Source organism: Nocardiopsis sp. NPDC057823 (assembly GCF_042797335.1).
GTDB classification, from domain to species: Bacteria; Actinomycetota; Actinomycetes; order Streptosporangiales; family Streptosporangiaceae; genus Nocardiopsis; species Nocardiopsis changdeensis.
Genome location: NZ_JBHVLR010000007.1, coordinates 228,072 through 243,925 on the forward strand (window position 1 = coordinate 228,072; position 15,854 = coordinate 243,925).

Here is a 15,854-nt window from a genome sequence, read left to right on the forward strand (position 1 = left end):
TCTGCGGGTGATCATCGACAAGGCCATCTACCGGCACGGGTTGCGCCGGGAGATCGACGGCGACATCAGCGACGCGTTCGACCTCGAACGCGGTGAGACCGAGGACTGCTTCCTGTGGATCGGGCTGCACGAGCCCACCGCGGAGGAGTTCGCCCTCATCCAGGAGGAGTTGGACCTGCACCCCCTGGCGGTGGAGGACGCCCTCGAAGCGCACGAGCGACCCAAGATCGAGCACTACGGCGAGACCTCGTTCGTGGTGGTCAAGACCCTCTCCTACGACGAGCGCGCCTTCGACGTCGAGGCGGGGGAGATCATGCTGTTCGTGGGCGCCGACTTCATCGTCAGTGTCCAGCACGGCCCGGCCGGCCCCCTGGACGGGGTGCGCGAGCGGCTGGAGAAGGACCCGGACTTCCTGCGCCTGGGGCCGCCCGCGGTGCTGCACGGGTTCATCGACGACATCGTCGACCACTACGGGGTCATCGGGCACAAGGTCGAGACCGACATCATCGCCCTGGAGCAGGAGGTGTTCCGGCCCCGCGGCGAGGACGTCACCGAGGAGATCTACCGGCTCAAGCGCGAGGTGCTGGAGTTCCGCAGGGCCGAGGGCCCCCTCATCCCGGTCCTGCAGGAGATCGTCAAGGGGCGGATGACGCAGTTCTCCTCCACCCGCGAGCACTTCCGGGACGTGCTGGACCACCTGCTGCGGGTGGACGACCTGGTCGACGCGCACAACGAGCTGCTCACCAGCGCCCTGACGGCGCACCTGGCGCTGTTGGGCAAGGAGCAGAACGAGGACGTCCGCAAGATCTCCTCCTGGGCCGCGGTCATCGCCGTCCCCACGATGATCGCCGGGTTCTACGGCATGAACTTCGACGGCATGCCCGAGCTGCACTGGGACTACGGGTACCCGCTGATGATGGCGGTGATGGTGCTCATCAGCGCCCTGATCTACCACCGGCTGCGCCGCAACCGGTGGCTGTGAGCCCCGACCCCCGGGGGGTGCGCGAGGTGCCCGGCGGGGTTCCGGAGATTCCGGAACCCGGCCGGGGGCGTCCCGGAGGAGGACCCGTGGCCGCGGGCCGTCCGCTGGGGGCCTTCCGGCGCCCGGCGGGCGGGCCCGAGCGCGGCACGGGACCCCAGGGGCGCGCCCTAGACGCGGACGGCCGAGTCCAGGGGCAGGTGGGGCCAGGAGGCCACGTCGCGGCGCAGCTGCCGGTCGTGGGTGGCCACCACCACCGCGGCCGCGGTGGCGCCCAGCCCCTCGGTGAGCTCCTCCACCAGCGGGATCGACAGGTGGTTGGTGGGCTCGTCCAGCAGCAGCACGTGCGGGCGCTCGGCCAGCGCCATCGCCAGGTCCAGGCGGCGCTGCTGGCCCATGGACAGCTCGCCCACCGGGCGTGAGGCGTCGGCGGCCGACAGCAGCCCCAGCGAGGACAGCGGCACCGCCTCGCGGAGCGCGCCGCGGCCGACCAGGTCCTGCATCCGGGCCTCGAACACCTCGTGGGCGCGGCGCGAGGGCGCCTGCGGCGACTCCTGGGCGAGCAGGCGCACCCGCGCCCCGCGGGCGGTGCGGACCGTGCCCGTCGTGGGTTGCAGCAGTTGGGCCAGGACCGCCAGCAGGGTGGACTTGCCCGCCCCGTTGGGGCCGGTGACCACCAGGCGGTCCCCCGACTCCAGGTGCACGTCCACGGGGTGGTGCAGGCGTCCGGCCACGCTCACCCCTGCGGCGTCCAGCAGGGTCGCGCCCGGGCGGGCGGGCAGGTCGGGCATGCGCAGCCGCAGCGGCGGCGGGGGCATGGTGACGGCGTGGGCCTCCAGGTCGGCGCGCCGGCGGTGGACGGCGCGCACCAGGCCGCCGGCGCGGGTGGCCCGCTGGTGCTTGCCGGTGCCCTTGTCGGGGCGCCAGCCGCTGATGAGCCGGTTCTGGGCGTGGGACAGGTCCTGGGTCAGGCGGGCGTGTTCGGCCTGCTGCTGTTCGTACTCCTCCTCCCAGCGGTCGCGTTCGGCGCGTCGGCCCTGCTGGTAGCCGGCGAAGCCGCCGCCGTGGACGCGGGGGCGGCCGTCGCGGCTGGGGTCCAGGTCCAGGACGGTGGTGGCCACGTCCGACAGCAGGGCGCGGTCGTGGCTGACCAGCACCACCCCGTTGCGGTGTTCGCGCAGGCGGGCGGTGAGGAAGTCCAGGCCGGCGGCGTCGAGGTGGTTGGTGGGCTCGTCCAGCAGCAGGAAGTCGTGTCCGGCGCCCAGGAGGGCGGCCAGGCGCACCCGGTAGCGCTGGCCCACCGACAGCTCGTGCAGCGGGCGGGTGCGGTCGGTGACCGCGTCCAGGTGTTCCAGGGCCAGGTCCACGCGCCGGTCGGCGTCCCAGGCGTCCAGGGTCTCGGCGGCGGTGAGCGCGGCGGTGTAGTCGGTGTCGGCTCCGGGTTCGCCTCGGGCCATGCGGGCGGCGGCGGCGTCCAGTGCGGCCAGGGCGGTGCGGGCGTCGGCGAGTTCGATGTCGATGAGGTCGCCGACGGTGCGGCCGCCGGTGGTGTGCATCTCCTGTTCGGCGTGGCCGATGGTGCCGATGCGGCGGACGGTGCCGCGGTCGGGTTCCAGGGCTCCGGTGAGTACCTGGAGCAGGGTGGATTTGCCGCGGCCGTTCTCTCCGACGACGCCCCAGCGAGAGCGGGGGGTGACGGTCATGTCGACGCCGGCCAGGACGGGGCGTCCGCCGCGGGCCAGGTGCAGGTCGGTGGCGGTGAGCTGGGCGCGTTCGCCGGCGGGCGCGGCGGCGGGGTCCAGGGTGGGCATGTCTCTCCTCGTGCGGGGGCTCGACCCGTGTGGGCGGGGAGCCTCCCGGTTCCTCTGACGGTGGACCCGTGAAGGCGGGGTCCGGGTACGCGTGGGCACCCGCGGCCACGCCGGGCGTGGGGCGGGTCTGCGTGGGGCCGTTAGAGGTAGAGGACGTACTGCATGTGGCCCAGGGTAGGCGGTGGGGGGCGGGGGTGGCCAGTGGTTTTACGGCCCGTGGGCGGGGGCGGGGCCCTGGGGGCGGTGCGGGGGAGGGGGTGGCGGTTTCGGTGTCGGGTCGCTCACGTGGCCGCGGCTGCCTCAGCGGGGGTGGACCTCGCGGGGGCCGTCGAGCCAGGGCAGGGTCTGGGCGATGAGGTCGGCGGGGTAGCCGAGCGGGGTGCGGGAGGCCTCCTCCAGCCGGTCCAGGGCGTGGGGGGACAGGGTGGTGTCGGCGGCGGTGAGCAGGTCGGTGAGCTGGGCGTCGGTGCGCGGGCCCAGGATGGGGTGGACGGGGTCGGGGCGCGAGAGCAGCCAGGCGATGGCGGCGGGGGCGTCGCCCACGCCTTCGTCGGAGGCGACCTCGTGCAGGGTGCGGGCCAGGGCGCGTTCGTGTTCGGTGAGGTCGGCGGGGTCGACGCGGCCGGTGGCGGGGGCGTCGGGGCGGGCGAAGCGGCCGGACAGCAGGCTGCCGCCCAGGGGGCTGTAGGCGGCGGTGCTCAGGCCCAGGGTGCGGGCCATGGGCAGGAGTTCGCGTTCGATGTCGCGGCGGGCGAGGCTGTAGGGGACCTGGAGGGCGCTGAAGGGGGTGCGGTCGCGCAGGTCGGCGCCGGTGTTGGCGGCGGCCACCGCCCAGGCGGGCAGGTTGGAGGCGCCGGTGTACAGGACGGTGCCGGCCCGGACGGCATCGTCCAGGGCGCGCATCGTCTCCTCGACGGGGGTGCGCGGGTCGTGGCAGTGCACCCACAGCAGGTCGATGTGGTCGGTGCGCAGGCGGCGCAGGCTGCGTTCCAGGGACAGGCGCAGGGATTTGCGGTGGGATCCGGCGGTGAGCGGGTTGGCGGGGTCGGCGGGCAGGGTGAACTTGGTGGCCAGGACGAAGTGGTCGCGGCGGGTGCCATGCAGGACCCGGCCGAGGATGTCCTCGCTGTCGCCGTAGACGGGGGCGGTGTCGATGACGTTGCCGCCGGCGTCCTGGTAGCGGTCGATCATGCGGGTGGCCTCGGCGGTGGTGGTGAAGCCCATGGTGCCCAGGAACAGGTCGCTGACGCGCAGGCCGGTGCGGCCCAGGGTGCGCAGTCGCATCAGGCCTCCCGGGGGTCGGTGGTGGTGTGCATGGGGTCAGTCTGGCGGATGGGGCGGGGTGCGGGCGGGGGCGCCGGTGGCCGTGTCCGGGTGCGGCCACCGGTACCCGGTCAGGACAGGGCGGTGAGCAGGTCGGGGTCGTAGTGGATGTCGATGGCGGTGATACGGCCGTCGGTGACGGTGAACAGCAGGACCGCGGTGGGGCGGTGGTCGGACAGGGACAGGAAGCCGGGGCGGCCGTCGACGCGGACGGGGCGGGCCCCGTGGGCCAGGCGGGAGAAGGTGACGGCCTGGGCGGCGACGGTGCCGGCGCCGCGGGCCAGTGCCGGGACCCCGTGCAGGCGGGCGAAGACGTCGCCGCGGGCGGTCACCTGCGGGTCCAGGACGGTGAGCAGGCCGGTCAGGTCGCCGCCGCGGGCCGCGGTCAGGAACGCCTGCACCACGGTGTCGTGGTGGCCGGTGGCCGTCGCGGTGGTGGCGGGGGCGGGGGTGCCGCGCAGGCGGCGGCGGGCGCGGCTGGCGAGCTGGCGGGTCGCGGCGGGGGTGCGTTCCAGGAGGGGTGCGATGTCGTCGAAGGGGACGGCGAACACGTCGTGCAGGACGAACGCGAGGCGTTCGGCGGGGGTGAGGGCGTCCAGGACCACCAGGAGGGCGGTGCTCACGGCGTCGGCGGTCAGGGCCCGGTGTTCGGGTCCGGGGTCGGGGTCGGCGGGTTCGGTGCCGGGCCGGTCGGCGGGGTCCTCGCGGCGGGCGGTGCGCGAGCGCAGCAGGTCCAGGCAGATGCGGCCGGTGACGGTGGTGAGCCAGCCGGCGGGGTTGTCGATCCGTTCGGTGGTGCGGGCCAGGCGCAGCCAGGTCTCCTGGACGGCGTCCTCGGCCTCCGCGGTGGACCCGAGCATGCGGTGGGCGACGGACAGCAGGAGGGGCCGGTGCTCCTGGAAGAGGGCGGCGCGGTTTTCTTCGGAGGTTTTCTCGTGCATCGGTCACATTCTCGCGGTGGGGTCCGTCATGGGTTCGACGGTTCACCGGGACGACGTGAGGGGTTCCGGTGGTGTGACAGGAGGGGGCCGTGATGGGTGTGCGGGGTTTGGAGACGGTGGTGCGCGGTCGGGTGCTGGCCGGCGGGGACGCGGGGTTCGGGGCGGCGTCGCGGCCGTGGAACCTGGCGGTGCGGCAGGAGCCGGTGGCGGTGGTGGAGGTCGCCGACGCGGGGGATGTGGCCGCGGTGGTGCGGTGGGCGGGTGAGCGCGGGCTGTCGGTGGCGGCGCAGACGACGGGGCACGGTGCGACGGGCAGTGCGTCGGGGGCGGTGCTGGTGCGCACGGGGGCGCTGGACGGGGTGGAGGTGGACCCGGTGCGCCGGAGGGTGCGGGTGGGGGCCGGGGTGTCGTGGGGGCGGGTGCAGGAGGCGGCGGCGGTGCACGGGTTGACCGGTCTGCCGGGCAGTTCGCCGGGTGTGGGGGTGGTCGGGTACACGCTGGGCGGGGGTTTGAGCTGGTTCGGGCGCCGTTTCGGGTGGGCGGCCGACGCGGTGCGTGCCTGGGAGGTGGTGGACGCCGGGGGCGGGCGGGCGCGGGTGAGCGCGCAGTCGGATCCGGACCTGTTCTGGGCGCTGTGCGGTGGTGGTGGTGACGCGGCGGTGGTGACGGGGGTGGAGCTGGAGCTGTTCGAGGCCCCGGAGCTGTACGCGGGTGCGGTGGTGTGGCCTGTGGAGCGGGCGGCGCGGGTGGCTGCGGCGTATGCGGAGGTCCTGGCGGGGGCTCCGGAGGAGTTGTCGGTGTGGTGGAGTCTGCACCGGTTCCCGGGGGCGGAGCCGCTGGTGTCGGTGCAGGCGGCGTTCCTGGGGTCGGCGGCGGTGGGGGAGAAGCTGCTGGCGCCGTTGGCGTCGGTGGGCGGGTCGGTGCGCGACACCCTGGGGGTGCTGCCGTTGACGGGGCTGGGGTCGGTCTCGGGTGATCCGGTGGATCCGACGCCGGGGCTGGCGCGGACGGAGCTGTTGACGGGTGCGGTGGGCGAGTGGAGTGCGGCGTTGGCGGCCGAGCCGCTGGATCCGCTGTTCGGGGTGCAGGTGCGGGGGTTGGGCGGTGCGCTGGCGGGGCCGTCGGCGACGCCGTTCGGGTCGTTGACCGAGCCGTTCTACGCGTACGCGTTCGGGGCGCCGGTGGGTCCGGGTGGGGCGGGTGCGGTGCGGAGCCGGTTGGAGCGGCTGTTCGCGGGGGTGGAGGTGAGCGGGCGCAAGCCGTTGACGGCTCTGGCGGGCGGGGAGCCGTTGGGGCGGGTGTTCTCGCCGGGGGTGCTGGAGCGGTTGGGGCGGATCAAGCGTGAGCGGGATCCGCGCGGTGTGGTGCGGGCGGCCCATCCGGTGCTGGGGTGAGGTGCGGCGGGGGCCCGGGTGGTTCCGGGCCCCCGCCCGGGTTTCAGTCGGTGCGGCGGGTGAGGCGGTCGTGGCGCTGGCGGGCGGCCTGGGCCGAGCCCAGGCCCAGGCCGAAGGCGATGTCCTGCCAGGTCATGCCGCGTCCTTTGGCCATGTGGAGCAGGCTCAGTTCGAGGCGGTCGAATTCGGCGCGGGCCAGGGGCAGCAGGGTGAGGGCGGCCATGAGGTCGTCGTGGTCGACGTCGGGTTCGCCGGTGTCGGGTTCGGCGCTGCCGGCGGCCAGGTCGGCGGTGCGGCGCAGGGCGTCCAGGGGGGCCATGGGGCGGGTGTCGGCCTCCCAGCGGATGCGGTCCTCGCCGGTGGCGTGGCGTTCGGTGAGGCGGGTGAGTGCGGGGTAGGTGCGCTGTTTGCGGGCTTTTTCGGGGTCGGGCGGGGTGAGGTCGGGTGTGGTCATGGGGCCAGCATGACGGGGACGACCCCACGATGTCAACATGGGGTTTTCAACGATGTGTTCATTTCAGTGGTGGGCGAGGAAGTCCGCGAAGGTCACCGTGCCCACCGCCCGGTCCGGGGCCAGGTGCTCCCCCGCCCGGTAGGCCGCGAACACCCGCCCCGGCAGGCGCACCGGTACCGTGCGCCGCTCAAGGCCGCGCGAGCGCAGATAGGCGTCCATGAGGTGGGCGAAGGGCTCCACCGCCGGGCCGCCCATGTCGTCCACCCGGCCCCGCGGCTCCCCCTGGGCCAGCAGCACCAGCCGGGACGCCGCCTCGCGCACCGCGATGGGCTGCACGTCCACGTCCGGCACCGGCGCCGCCGGCAGCAGGGCCGCCCGCGCGCACAGCGACGCCACCAGGTCGTGGAACTGGGTGGTGCGCAGCACCGTCCACCCCAGCCCGGAGGCGGCCAGCGCCCGCTCCACCGTGTACTTGGCGCGGTAGTAGCCCAGCGGGATACGGTCCACGCCCACGATCGAGATGTAGAGGAGGTGGCCCACCCCGGCCCGGCGCGCCGCGCCGATCAGGCGGGCGGCCGCCCTCAGGTCGCCGCCCAGGGGGTCGGTGGCGCAGTGGACCACCGTGTCCACCCCCTCCAACGCCTCGTCCAGGCCGGTGCCCCGGCGCAGGTCCACCGCGTGGGAGAGCGGGTCGTCGGGGCGCGGGTGCCTGCTGAGCGAGCGCACCCCGTGGCCCGCGCGCCGCAGCCCCTCCACCACCGGCCGCCCCAGGGTCCCGGTGCCCCCGGTGACCAGGATCTCCGCCATCGCCCGCTCCTTTCCCGCCGCCGCTGGCGACGCTAGCACCGCGGCCCCCCGGTGCAGGGGCACCGCGCGGCGAAGGGCCGGAGCCGGGTCGTTAGGGTGCTGGTCAGCGCCGCCCGATCCGGGCCGGCGCCCGCGCACCGAGGAGGAGCATGTCCATCGCCCAGAGCCTGGCCGCCGCGATCGGCGCCGACCAGGTCGTCACCGACCCCGAGATCATGGAGGGCTACGCCCACGACGAGGCCGAGTGGGCGCCCTACGGCACCCCCGCCGCGGTGGTGCGCCCGCGCGACACCGCCGACGTGGCCGCGGTGGTGGCCCTGTGCGCCGAGCACCGCGTGCCGGTGGTGGGGCGCGGTGCCGGGACCGGCCTGTCGGGCGCGGCCAACGCCGTCGACGGCTGGGTCGTGGTCTCCTTCGAGCGCATGGACCGGGTGCTGTCGGTGGACCCGGTCCAGCAGAGCGCCGTCGTCCAGCCGGGGGTGGTCAACGACGACCTGCGCCGCAGGGTCGCCGACGACGGGCTGTGGTATCCGCCGGACCCGGCCTCGGCCCCCTGGTCGACGATCGGCGGCAACGTGGCCACGAACGCGGGCGGGCTGTGCTGTGTCAAGTACGGGGTGACCCGCGACTACGTGCTGGGCCTGGAGGCGGTGGTGGGCACCGGGCAGGTGGTGCGGCTGGGCCGGTCCACGGCCAAGGGGGTGACCGGCTACGACCTGGCCGGGCTGATGGTGGGCTCGGAGGGCACGCTGGGCCTGGTCACGGAGGTGACCTTGCGGATGCGGCCGCTGCGCACCGGGGTGGAGCACACGGTGGTGGGCTACTTCGACTCCCTCACCGACGCCGGGCGGGCGGTGGCGGCGGTGGCGGCGTCGGGGGTGGTGCCCTCGGCGCTGGAGCTCATCGACCGGTTCTGCCTGCAGGCCGTGGACGAGTGGAAGAACATGGGGCTGTCGGCGGAGGGGGAGGTGCTGCTGCTGGCGCGCAGCGACCAGCCCGGGGCGGCCGGGGAGCAGGAGGCCGACACCATCCTGGGCTGCTTCGAGGCGCAGGGGGCGGCCTATGCGGTGCGCTCCACCGACGCCGAGGAGGCCGAGGCGCTGTTCGCGGCGCGGCGGCTGGCCTACCCGGCGCTGGAGCGGCTGGGGCCGCTGCTGACCGAGGACGTGTGCGTGCCCAAGGCGCAGGTGCCGCACATGCTGGCGCGGATCGAGGAGGCGGCCCGCCGGTTCGACACCCACATCGGCAACATCGCGCACGCCGGTGACGGCAACCTGCACCCGCTGTTCATCGTCCCGGCCGGGGACGAGGCGGCGAAGAAGCGGGCCAAGGAGGCGTTCGAGGTGATCGTGGACGAGGCGCTGGCGCTGGGCGGCACGGTGACCGGCGAGCACGGGGTGGGCCTGCTGAAGATGCGCGGGGCCGCCAAGGAGCTGGGCGAGGACGTGGTGGGCATGCACCGGGCGGTCAAGAGCGCCCTGGACCCGGCGGGGATCTTCAACCCCGGCAAGGTGTTCGCCTGACCCCGGAGGGGTGTGCGGGGACGGCGGCGCCCCCGCACACCCTGTGTGGTCCGACCACTGCGCTGCCCGACCGGGTGCGGGCCGGTGTGCGGGGTCAGATGCCGAACGGTGCGGCGTAGCGGATCGTCCCGGCGGGCGGGGTGTGGGCCGGGTCCAGGGACAGGACCATGAGGGCCTCGTCGGGGACCTCGATGTCCAGCCCGATCCCGTAGGTCGAGGCGCGCTCGAACCCGAACCTGGGGTAGTAGCCGGGGTGGCCCAGGACGGTGACGAAGCGTTCGCCGCGGGCGCGGGCGGCGTCCAGGACCGCCCGGATGGCGGCCGATCCGGCGCCGGTGCGCTGGTGCTCGGGCAGGACGGCGCACGGTGCCAGGCACAGGGCCGGGGAGTCGCCGATGTGGCAGCGGGTGAGCAGGGCGTAGGCGGCGACGGTGCCCCGGTCGGTGACGGCGACCATGGACAGGCCCTCGATCCAGGCCGGGTCGGCGCGCAGGGCGTCGACCAGGTCGGCCTCGGCGGGGGTGTCGAACGCGGCGGCGTTGACAGCGTGCACGGCGGCGGTGTCGGCGGGGGTCTCGGCGCGGGTGTTCCAGGCGGTGTTCACGGTGGGCCTCGGGTGTGAGGGGGTCCGGTCCCTGCGTGCGCCGGTGGTGTGCGCGGGCGGTGCCGCGGTCCCGGGGCGGCCCGGGTGGGACCCCGAAGGTGTGGACGTGGCGGGGCGGTGTGCGCCCGGGGCGTGGGCCCCGCCCGGCTCCTGTGGTCGGTACCGTCGTTCGGAGCGCCGACCACGGTAACACGGGTGGGCGGGGTGGTGCGGGTGAGAAGGGGGAGGCCGTGGTGGCGGGAGGGGTCGTCCGGGGGGAGCTGCGGCCGGTGGACCTGGCCCGTGCGGTGGGGGTGTCGGCCCAGACGGTGCGCGACTGCGAGGCCTCGGGGGTGCTGCCGCCGGCGCGGCGGACGGGGTCGGGGCAGCGGCGGTTCACCGAGCGGCACCTGGCGGCGCTGGTGGCCTACCGTGCGCTGGCCCCGGGCATGGGGGTGATGGCGGCCGGTGAGGTGCTGCGGGTCCTGCACGCGCGTGGGGCGGACGCGGCGCTGGAGGCGGTGGAGGCGGCCTTCGCCGGGGCGCACCGGGAGCGGGGCGCGGTGCGGGAGGCGGCGCGTGCGCTGGCGGCGGTGGCCGCGGCCGCCGGTGCGGGCGGGCGCGAGGCGCCCGCGGTGCTGGCGGGGGTGCGGGCGCGGGAGGCGGAGGGGCCGTTGCGGATCGGCGGGGTGGCGCGCCTGGTGGGGGTGCGGGCCTCGGCGCTGCGGGTGTGGGAGCGGGTCGGGCTGGTGCGGCCGGTGCGGGATCCGCGGACGGGGTACCGGGTGTACGGGCCCGAGCAGGTGCGCGAGGTGCGGGTGGTGTCGGAGCTGCGGCGCGGCGGGTACGGGCTGGGGCAGATCGCGCCGGTGATGGAGGAGCTGCGGGCCTCGGGCGGCGGGGAGGCGCTGGAGGGGGCGCTGCGCCGCCGGGAGGAGGGGCTGGCGGCCAGGGCCCGCGCCCTGGCGGCGGGGGTGGCGCGCCTGCAGGACTACCTGGACCTGCTGGAGGCCGAGGGGCCCTGACCCGCGGCGGGATCGGCTCCCCGCGGGGGCGTCCCGCCTACCGGGTGGGGGTGTCCCGGCCTTGTGTGTCCAGGCGTTCCTCCAGGCGTTCGATGCGGGCCAGCAGCGGGGTGAGCCGGGCCTCGAGCGCTTCGGCGGGCCCCTGCCCGGGGTCGGCGGCCTGCTGGGAGCGCAGGTGGACGTACCCGGCCAGGGCGGCGGTGACCGCGCGGCGGGTGGCCCGGGGGTCGGCGCCCAGCGAGCGCAGGGCCGCGCCGCCGGCGCCCTCCTCCTCGGCGACCAGGCCCAGCAGCAGGTGCTCGCAGCCCACGTAGTTGTGCCCCAGGGCGGTGGCCTCGCCCAGGGCGGCCTCCAGGCAGTGGACGGCCGGGGAGCTGAAGGCGGGCGGGGCGCTGGGGCCCTCCTCCTCGGCCGCCTCGCATCCGGCCAGGGCCGCGGTGAGGGCGGCGGGGGTGATCTCCATGGCCCCCAGCACGTGGAGGGCGAGGTTGCCGCCCTCCTGGACCAGGGCGGCGGCCAGGTCGGCGGTGGTGATGGGGGTTCCGGGGGCCGGGCGGTCGGCGGCCAGGCGCAGCACGGTGCGGGCCCGGGGGGTGAACAGGGGCAGGTGGGCGTCCAGGTCCCGGCCGCGGACGGGGCCGCGCAGGGCCTCGCGGGCGGCGGCCAGGCGGCGCACCGCCTGTTCCAGGGCGCGCTGGCACACGGCCGAGACGGGGATGCGGCTTTCGCGCACCGCCTCGGCGAGGTCCTCGGGGAGGTAGACGTTGACCTTGGGCATCGAAACTCCCTTCGATGGGGGTATGATGTAACCCCTTACATACCCCCACTGGGATCCGGTCCAACCCCCTTGCGGCCCCCAGTGGGGCCCTTCCTTCTCCGGCGGTCCCGCCTGTGGCAGATTGACGCCCATGGACGACGAACTCGACCCGGTGCTGGCGGCGGTGGGGCCGCGGCTGCGCGAGCTGCGCCGCGACCGCGGCATCACCCTGGCCGGCCTGTCGGAGACCACCGGGATCTCGGTGAGCACCCTGTCGCGCCTGGAGTCGGGGCGGCGCCGCCCCACCCTGGAGCTGTTGCTGCCGCTGGCCCGGGTGCACGGGGTGCCGCTGGACGAGCTGGTGGGCGCCGACACCGCCGACCCGCGGGTGCGGCTGCGCCCCTTCACCCGCGACGGCGTCGAGTACCTGCCGCTCTCGCGGACCCCCGGGGGCATCCAGGCGTTCCGCATCACCATCCCCCCGCCCCGCGGGCACGTGGAGGCCGACCAGCGCAGCCACGAGGGCCACGACTGGGTGTACGTGCTGGAGGGGCAGCTGCGGCTGCTGCTGGGGCCGCACGACATGGTCCTCAAGCAGGGGGAGGTCGCCGAGTTCGACACCCGTATCCCGCACGGGTTCCTCAACCCCGGCCCGGGGCCGGTCTCCTACCTGGGCCTGTTCGGGCCCCAGGGCGAGCGCGCCCACGTGCGGGTGCGCCCCACCGAGGGGCGCCGTGAGGACGAGGGGGAGGAGGGGGGACCGCGGGGGCGGTGAGGGGCGTCCGACCTCTCGAGAGCCGTTCGCCGGAAAAGGGGAGGTCCCGGTGGGCACCGTCGTCGTGGAGGTCCTCGTCCTGGGGCGGTGGCCCTGCCGGCCGCCGCGACGCGGTGGGCTGTACCCCCGGCGGTGTCGGCGTGCGGCGGGCCGGGGTGTGGCGCGGGCCGGGGCCGGGTAGCCGCCCCCGTGAACGTGTGCACCGGCGCAGGTGAGGGGGAGACATGGCACGGGACGACCGCATCGCGGGGGCGAGCGCGTTCGACGACTACGACCGGGTGGCCGTGGTGACGGGTGCCGACAGCGGTATCGGCAGGGCGACCGCGGTCCGCCTGGCCCGGGACGGCTTCGACATCGGCGTCACCTACCACAGCGACGAGGAGGGGGTGCGGCGCACCGAGGAGGAGGTGCGCCGGATCGGACGGCGGGTGGCGGTGCGCAGGCACGACCTGGCCGACCCGGTGCGGGGCTCGGAGGCCGTCGCCGACCTGGTCGGGGAGCTGGGCGGGGTGGGCGTCCTGGTGAACAACGCGGGCACCGGTTCGGGCGAGCACCTGCTGGACACCGGCTACGAGCGCTGGCGCGAGGTCCTGTCGGTGGATCTGGACGCGCCCTTCCTGTGCGCGAGGATCGCGGCGGAGCACATGCGCGACGCGGGCCGGGGCGGGCGCATCGTCAACATCACCAGCGTCCACGAGGAGTACCCGCGGGTGACGGCGGGGGCGTACTGCGTCGCCAAGGGCGGGCTGCGGATGCTCACCCGGGTCCTGGCCCTGGAGCTGGGCCTGTACGGCATCACCGCGAACGCGGTGGCGCCGGGGGAGATCGCCACGCCCATGACCGGGCAGCACGAGGAGGAGCCGCGGCTGGACTCGCGCGCGGGGTACCCGCTGCCGCGGCCGGGGCACGCCGACGAGGTGGCCGAGGCGGTGGCGTTCCTGGCCGGGCCCGGGTCGTCCTATGTGACGGGGGCTTCGCTGTTCGTGGACGGGGGGCTGTCCCTGATGGGGCCGCAGGCCGCGGGGGCCCTGGAGGACGCGACCTGGCGCAAGGGCTGAGGCGCCCGGGGGTGTGAGGGACCCCGCCGGGCGGGTAGGCGGTGACCACGGTGCCGCGCGGTGTGCGGCCCGATCCGATGACCGAAGGGGGAGAGGACCATGGCGGACGTGCTCAGCGGGCGGCGGGTGGCGTTCCTGGCCGCGGACGGTGTGGAGCAGGTCGAGCTGGAGCGGCCGCGCCGGGCGCTGGAGGAGGCCGGTGCCGTCACCGAGCTGCTCTCGTTGAAGGATGGCGAGATCCAGGCGATGAACGGGGACATCGAGCCGGCCGACCGGTTCGCTGTGGACCGGCGGGTGGCCGAGGCGTCGGTACAGGACTACGACGGCCTGGTGCTGCCCGGCGGCACCGTCAATCCCGACAACCTGCGCGCCGACGCCGACGCGGTGCGGTTCGTGCGCGAGTTCGCGGCGACGGGCAGGCCGATCGCGGCGATCTGCCACGGTCCGTGGACGCTGGTGGAGGCCGACCTGGTGCGCGGGCGCACGCTCACGTCGTATCCGAGCATCCGCACCGATGTGCGCAACGCCGGGGGGAACGTGGTGGAGGAGGAGGTGGTCACCGACGGCGGGATCACCACCAGCCGCAATCCGGACGACCTGCCCGCGTTCTGCGAGCGGATCGTGCGGGAGCTGTCCCGGGCCTGAGGTCCGGGCCCGGGGAGGGCTGCCCCGGGTGGGGGAAGGGTGCGGGGGCGGGGCCCGGTGCGGGCCCCGCCCCCGTGTGCGCCGTGTGCGGGTCAGTCCTGGTCGGGGACCTCGGGGTGGCGGCGCAGGTGGACGATGGCGGTGATCAGGCCGCCCCACAGCAGTGCCATGGAGATGACCATCATGGTGATCGCGCTGGCCGACATCAGTGGCCCTCCTCCTTGTTGTGGACCTGCCCGGTCCCCTCGGTGCGTTCGCGGTCGTGGGCGGCCATCTGGTCGGCGCGCTTCCAGGGCACCAGGGCGATGACGGCGCCGACGACGATGGCGCCGATGGCCACGCCCCACCCGGCGGTGAGCAGGAACCCGGTCGGGTACCCGGCGTAGTTCTCCGTCAGTTCGGTGCGCAGCGCGTCCCACATCATGAAGCCGAGCAGGACCGGGGTGACCACGGCCAGGGTGATGCGCCACCAGCGGCCCAGGCGGATGGAGGACACGCTGTTGGCGTGCTCCTGGAAGGCCGGCAGGCGGCGCAGGACCCATCCGAACACGATGAGGACCACCAGGGCGGCCAGGGCGATGCCGTACTGGTTGATGAAGTGGTCGAACACGTCCAGGTAGTGCAGGCCCTGGTGGGTCGGGAAGATCAGGATCGACACCAGGGCGATCAGGCCGCCGACGATCAGGACCGCCTGGAGGCGGCCCAGGCCGACGCGGTCCTGGACGGCGGAGACGACGACCTCGACGATACTGATCAGCGAGGTGAGTCCGGCGATGACCAGCGACGCGAAGAACAGCACGCCGAACAGCGACCCGCCGAACGGCAGGGTGGAGATGATCTGCGGGAAGGCGATGAAGGCCAGGCCGATGCCGGAGGTGGCGACCTCGTCCACCGCGGTGCCCGCGGCGGTGGCCATGAAGCCCAGGGCGGCGAACACGCCGATGCCGGCCAGCAGCTCGAAGGAGCTGTTGGCGAAGCCCGCCACCATGGCCGAGCCCGTCAGGTCGGCCTTGCGCTTGAGGTAGGAGGCGTAGGTGACCATGATGCCGAAGCCGATGGACAGCGAGAAGAAGATCTGCCCGTAGGCCGCCACCCACACGCTCCCGTCGGCCATGGCGCTCCAGTCGGGGGTGAACAGGGCGTCCAGGCCGGTGGTGGCGCCGTCCAGGGTGAGGGCCTGGATGACGAGGATGAGGAACAGGACCACGAGCAGCGGGATGAAGACCTTGTTGGCCTTTTCGATGCCGTTGCGGACGCCCAGGGCCAGGATGGCCAGGACCACGATCCACACGGCGATGAGCGGCCAGGCGACGGCGGGCACGTAGCCGGTGATCCCGCCGGGGGCCTCGCTCATCTGGAGGTAGTCGCCGAAGAAGAACGCGTTGGGGTCCTCGCCCCAGGCGCCGGTGATGGAGAACCAGACGTAGGAGGCGCTCCAGGCGATGATCGCGCCGTAGTAGACCGCGATCACGAAGCAGATGGCCACCTGCCACCAGCCGATGGCCTCGGCGGGCCGGGAGATCCGCCGGTAGGACAGGGGCGCCGAGGACCGGTACCTGTGGCCGATCGAGTACTCGAGGATGAGCAGCGGGATGCCGGCGGTGAGCAGGGCGACGAGGTAGGGCACCATGAACGCCCCGCCGCCGTTCTCGTAGGCGATGTAGGGGAATCGCCAGATGTTCCCGAGCCCGACGGCGGATCCGATCGCCGCCATCAGGAACCCCGCGCGCGTTCCCCACTGCTCGCGCGTCTGTTGGGCCATGGTTAGGTCTCCTCATC

Annotated in this window: 16 protein-coding genes; 7 read left to right on the forward strand and 9 right to left on the reverse strand. The window is 74.8% G+C overall.

What is annotated here, in order from left to right; genetic code table 11:
* Positions 1–7 precede the first annotated feature (7 nt).
* On the forward strand, positions 8–982 hold the full coding sequence (locus ACFVNO_RS14955) for a magnesium and cobalt transport protein CorA (RefSeq protein ID WP_355261387.1): 975 nt from the start codon (positions 8–10) through the stop codon (positions 980–982).
* Between the two features lie 167 nt (positions 983–1,149).
* Here the strand turns inward: ACFVNO_RS14955 and ACFVNO_RS14960 are convergent, their stop codons facing one another.
* The 3 genes from ACFVNO_RS14960 to ACFVNO_RS14970 all read right to left on the reverse strand — a co-directional run bounded on the left by ACFVNO_RS14960 (position 1,150) and on the right by ACFVNO_RS14970 (position 5,054).
* Positions 1,150–2,790, reverse strand: a complete 1,641-nt coding sequence (locus tag ACFVNO_RS14960; protein WP_378892852.1) for an ATP-binding cassette domain-containing protein — start codon at positions 2,788–2,790, stop codon at positions 1,150–1,152.
* Positions 2,791–3,090: 300 nt separating this feature from the next.
* Entirely contained in the window at positions 3,091–4,074 is a 984-nt protein-coding gene (locus tag ACFVNO_RS14965; RefSeq protein WP_378892855.1) for an aldo/keto reductase, read from the reverse strand.
* Positions 4,075–4,184: 110 nt separating this feature from the next.
* On the reverse strand, positions 4,185–5,054 hold the full coding sequence (locus tag ACFVNO_RS14970) for a sigma-70 family RNA polymerase sigma factor (protein WP_378892858.1): 870 nt from the start codon (positions 5,052–5,054) through the stop codon (positions 4,185–4,187).
* A gap of 92 nt (positions 5,055–5,146) precedes the next feature.
* On the opposite strand from ACFVNO_RS14970, the gene ACFVNO_RS14975 reads away from it, so the two are divergent.
* On the forward strand, positions 5,147–6,448 hold the full coding sequence (locus ACFVNO_RS14975; protein WP_378892861.1) for an FAD-binding oxidoreductase: 1,302 nt from the start codon (positions 5,147–5,149) through the stop codon (positions 6,446–6,448).
* Positions 6,449–6,491: 43 nt separating this feature from the next.
* Here the strand turns inward: ACFVNO_RS14975 and ACFVNO_RS14980 are convergent, their stop codons facing one another.
* Both ACFVNO_RS14980 and ACFVNO_RS14985 read right to left on the reverse strand, forming a co-directional pair.
* Positions 6,492–6,902 carry a DNA-binding protein gene (locus ACFVNO_RS14980; protein ID WP_378892864.1) on the reverse strand — a complete coding sequence of 137 codons (411 nt, stop codon included), beginning with the start codon at positions 6,900–6,902 and terminating at the stop codon, positions 6,492–6,494.
* A gap of 63 nt (positions 6,903–6,965) precedes the next feature.
* A complete protein-coding gene (locus ACFVNO_RS14985; RefSeq protein WP_355261369.1) occupies positions 6,966–7,709 on the reverse strand; it encodes an NAD(P)H-binding protein in 744 nt (247 codons plus the stop codon).
* Between the two features lie 149 nt (positions 7,710–7,858).
* Here ACFVNO_RS14985 and ACFVNO_RS14990 point away from each other — a divergent pair, with 149 nt between their 5' ends.
* On the forward strand, positions 7,859–9,232 hold the full coding sequence (locus ACFVNO_RS14990; RefSeq protein ID WP_378892867.1) for an FAD-binding oxidoreductase: 1,374 nt from the start codon (positions 7,859–7,861) through the stop codon (positions 9,230–9,232).
* A gap of 94 nt (positions 9,233–9,326) precedes the next feature.
* On the opposite strand, the gene ACFVNO_RS14995 is transcribed toward ACFVNO_RS14990, so the two are convergent.
* A complete protein-coding gene (locus tag ACFVNO_RS14995; protein ID WP_378892870.1) occupies positions 9,327–9,836 on the reverse strand; it encodes a GNAT family N-acetyltransferase in 510 nt (169 codons plus the stop codon).
* Positions 9,837–10,066: 230 nt separating this feature from the next.
* On the opposite strand from ACFVNO_RS14995, the gene ACFVNO_RS15000 reads away from it, so the two are divergent.
* The gene (locus ACFVNO_RS15000; protein WP_378892873.1) at positions 10,067–10,840 is read left to right on the forward strand and encodes a MerR family transcriptional regulator; all 774 of its coding nucleotides are present in this window, start codon (positions 10,067–10,069) and stop codon (positions 10,838–10,840) included.
* Between the two features lie 37 nt (positions 10,841–10,877).
* Here ACFVNO_RS15000 and ACFVNO_RS15005 read toward each other — a convergent pair whose 3' ends face one another.
* The gene (locus ACFVNO_RS15005; RefSeq protein ID WP_378892876.1) at positions 10,878–11,618 is read right to left on the reverse strand and encodes a Clp protease N-terminal domain-containing protein; all 741 of its coding nucleotides are present in this window, start codon (positions 11,616–11,618) and stop codon (positions 10,878–10,880) included.
* Between the two features lie 130 nt (positions 11,619–11,748).
* Here ACFVNO_RS15005 and ACFVNO_RS15010 point away from each other — a divergent pair, with 130 nt between their 5' ends.
* The 3 genes from ACFVNO_RS15010 (at position 11,749) to ACFVNO_RS15020 (ending at position 14,075) form a co-directional block, all read left to right on the forward strand.
* Positions 11,749–12,372, forward strand: coding sequence for a helix-turn-helix domain-containing protein (locus tag ACFVNO_RS15010; RefSeq protein ID WP_378892879.1), 624 nt, complete (start codon positions 11,749–11,751; stop codon positions 12,370–12,372).
* Between the two features lie 224 nt (positions 12,373–12,596).
* Positions 12,597–13,430, forward strand: a complete 834-nt coding sequence (locus tag ACFVNO_RS15015; RefSeq protein ID WP_378892882.1) for an SDR family oxidoreductase — start codon at positions 12,597–12,599, stop codon at positions 13,428–13,430.
* Positions 13,431–13,529: 99 nt separating this feature from the next.
* Positions 13,530–14,075 carry a type 1 glutamine amidotransferase domain-containing protein gene (locus tag ACFVNO_RS15020; RefSeq protein WP_220560990.1) on the forward strand — a complete coding sequence of 182 codons (546 nt, stop codon included), beginning with the start codon at positions 13,530–13,532 and terminating at the stop codon, positions 14,073–14,075.
* A gap of 92 nt (positions 14,076–14,167) precedes the next feature.
* On the opposite strand, the gene ACFVNO_RS15025 is transcribed toward ACFVNO_RS15020, so the two are convergent.
* Positions 14,168–14,281, reverse strand: coding sequence for a methionine/alanine import family NSS transporter small subunit (locus ACFVNO_RS15025; RefSeq protein ID WP_355261348.1), 114 nt, complete (start codon positions 14,279–14,281; stop codon positions 14,168–14,170).
* Positions 14,281–15,837: a sodium-dependent transporter gene (locus ACFVNO_RS15030; protein ID WP_378892886.1), complete on the reverse strand. Its 1,557-nt coding sequence runs from the start codon at positions 15,835–15,837 to the stop codon at positions 14,281–14,283. Before ACFVNO_RS15030 ends, ACFVNO_RS15025 begins: the two co-directional genes overlap by 1 nt.
* Positions 15,838–15,854: the final 17 nt, after the last annotated feature.

Bases quoted from the DNA above. Each gene is read 5' to 3' on its own strand.
- ACFVNO_RS14960 (WP_378892852.1), bottom strand. From the start codon at position 2,790: ATGCCCACCCTGGACCCCGCCGCCGCGCCCGCCGGCGAACGCGCCCAG.
- ACFVNO_RS14965 (WP_378892855.1), bottom strand. From the start codon at position 4,074: ATGCGACTGCGCACCCTGGGCCGCACCGGCCTGCGCGTCAGCGACCTG.
- ACFVNO_RS14970 (WP_378892858.1), bottom strand. From the start codon at position 5,054: ATGCACGAGAAAACCTCCGAAGAAAACCGCGCCGCCCTCTTCCAGGAG.
- ACFVNO_RS14975 (WP_378892861.1), top strand. From the start codon at position 5,147: ATGGGTGTGCGGGGTTTGGAGACGGTGGTGCGCGGTCGGGTGCTGGCC.
- ACFVNO_RS14980 (WP_378892864.1), bottom strand. From the start codon at position 6,902: ATGACCACACCCGACCTCACCCCGCCCGACCCCGAAAAAGCCCGCAAA.
- ACFVNO_RS14985 (WP_355261369.1), bottom strand. From the start codon at position 7,709: ATGGCGGAGATCCTGGTCACCGGGGGCACCGGGACCCTGGGGCGGCCG.
- ACFVNO_RS14990 (WP_378892867.1), top strand. From the start codon at position 7,859: ATGTCCATCGCCCAGAGCCTGGCCGCCGCGATCGGCGCCGACCAGGTC.
- ACFVNO_RS15005 (WP_378892876.1), bottom strand. From the start codon at position 11,618: ATGCCCAAGGTCAACGTCTACCTCCCCGAGGACCTCGCCGAGGCGGTG.
- ACFVNO_RS15010 (WP_378892879.1), top strand. From the start codon at position 11,749: ATGGACGACGAACTCGACCCGGTGCTGGCGGCGGTGGGGCCGCGGCTG.
- ACFVNO_RS15015 (WP_378892882.1), top strand. From the start codon at position 12,597: ATGGCACGGGACGACCGCATCGCGGGGGCGAGCGCGTTCGACGACTAC.
- ACFVNO_RS15020 (WP_220560990.1), top strand. From the start codon at position 13,530: ATGGCGGACGTGCTCAGCGGGCGGCGGGTGGCGTTCCTGGCCGCGGAC.
- ACFVNO_RS15025 (WP_355261348.1), bottom strand. From the start codon at position 14,281: ATGTCGGCCAGCGCGATCACCATGATGGTCATCTCCATGGCACTGCTG.
- ACFVNO_RS15030 (WP_378892886.1), bottom strand. From the start codon at position 15,837: ATGGCCCAACAGACGCGCGAGCAGTGGGGAACGCGCGCGGGGTTCCTG.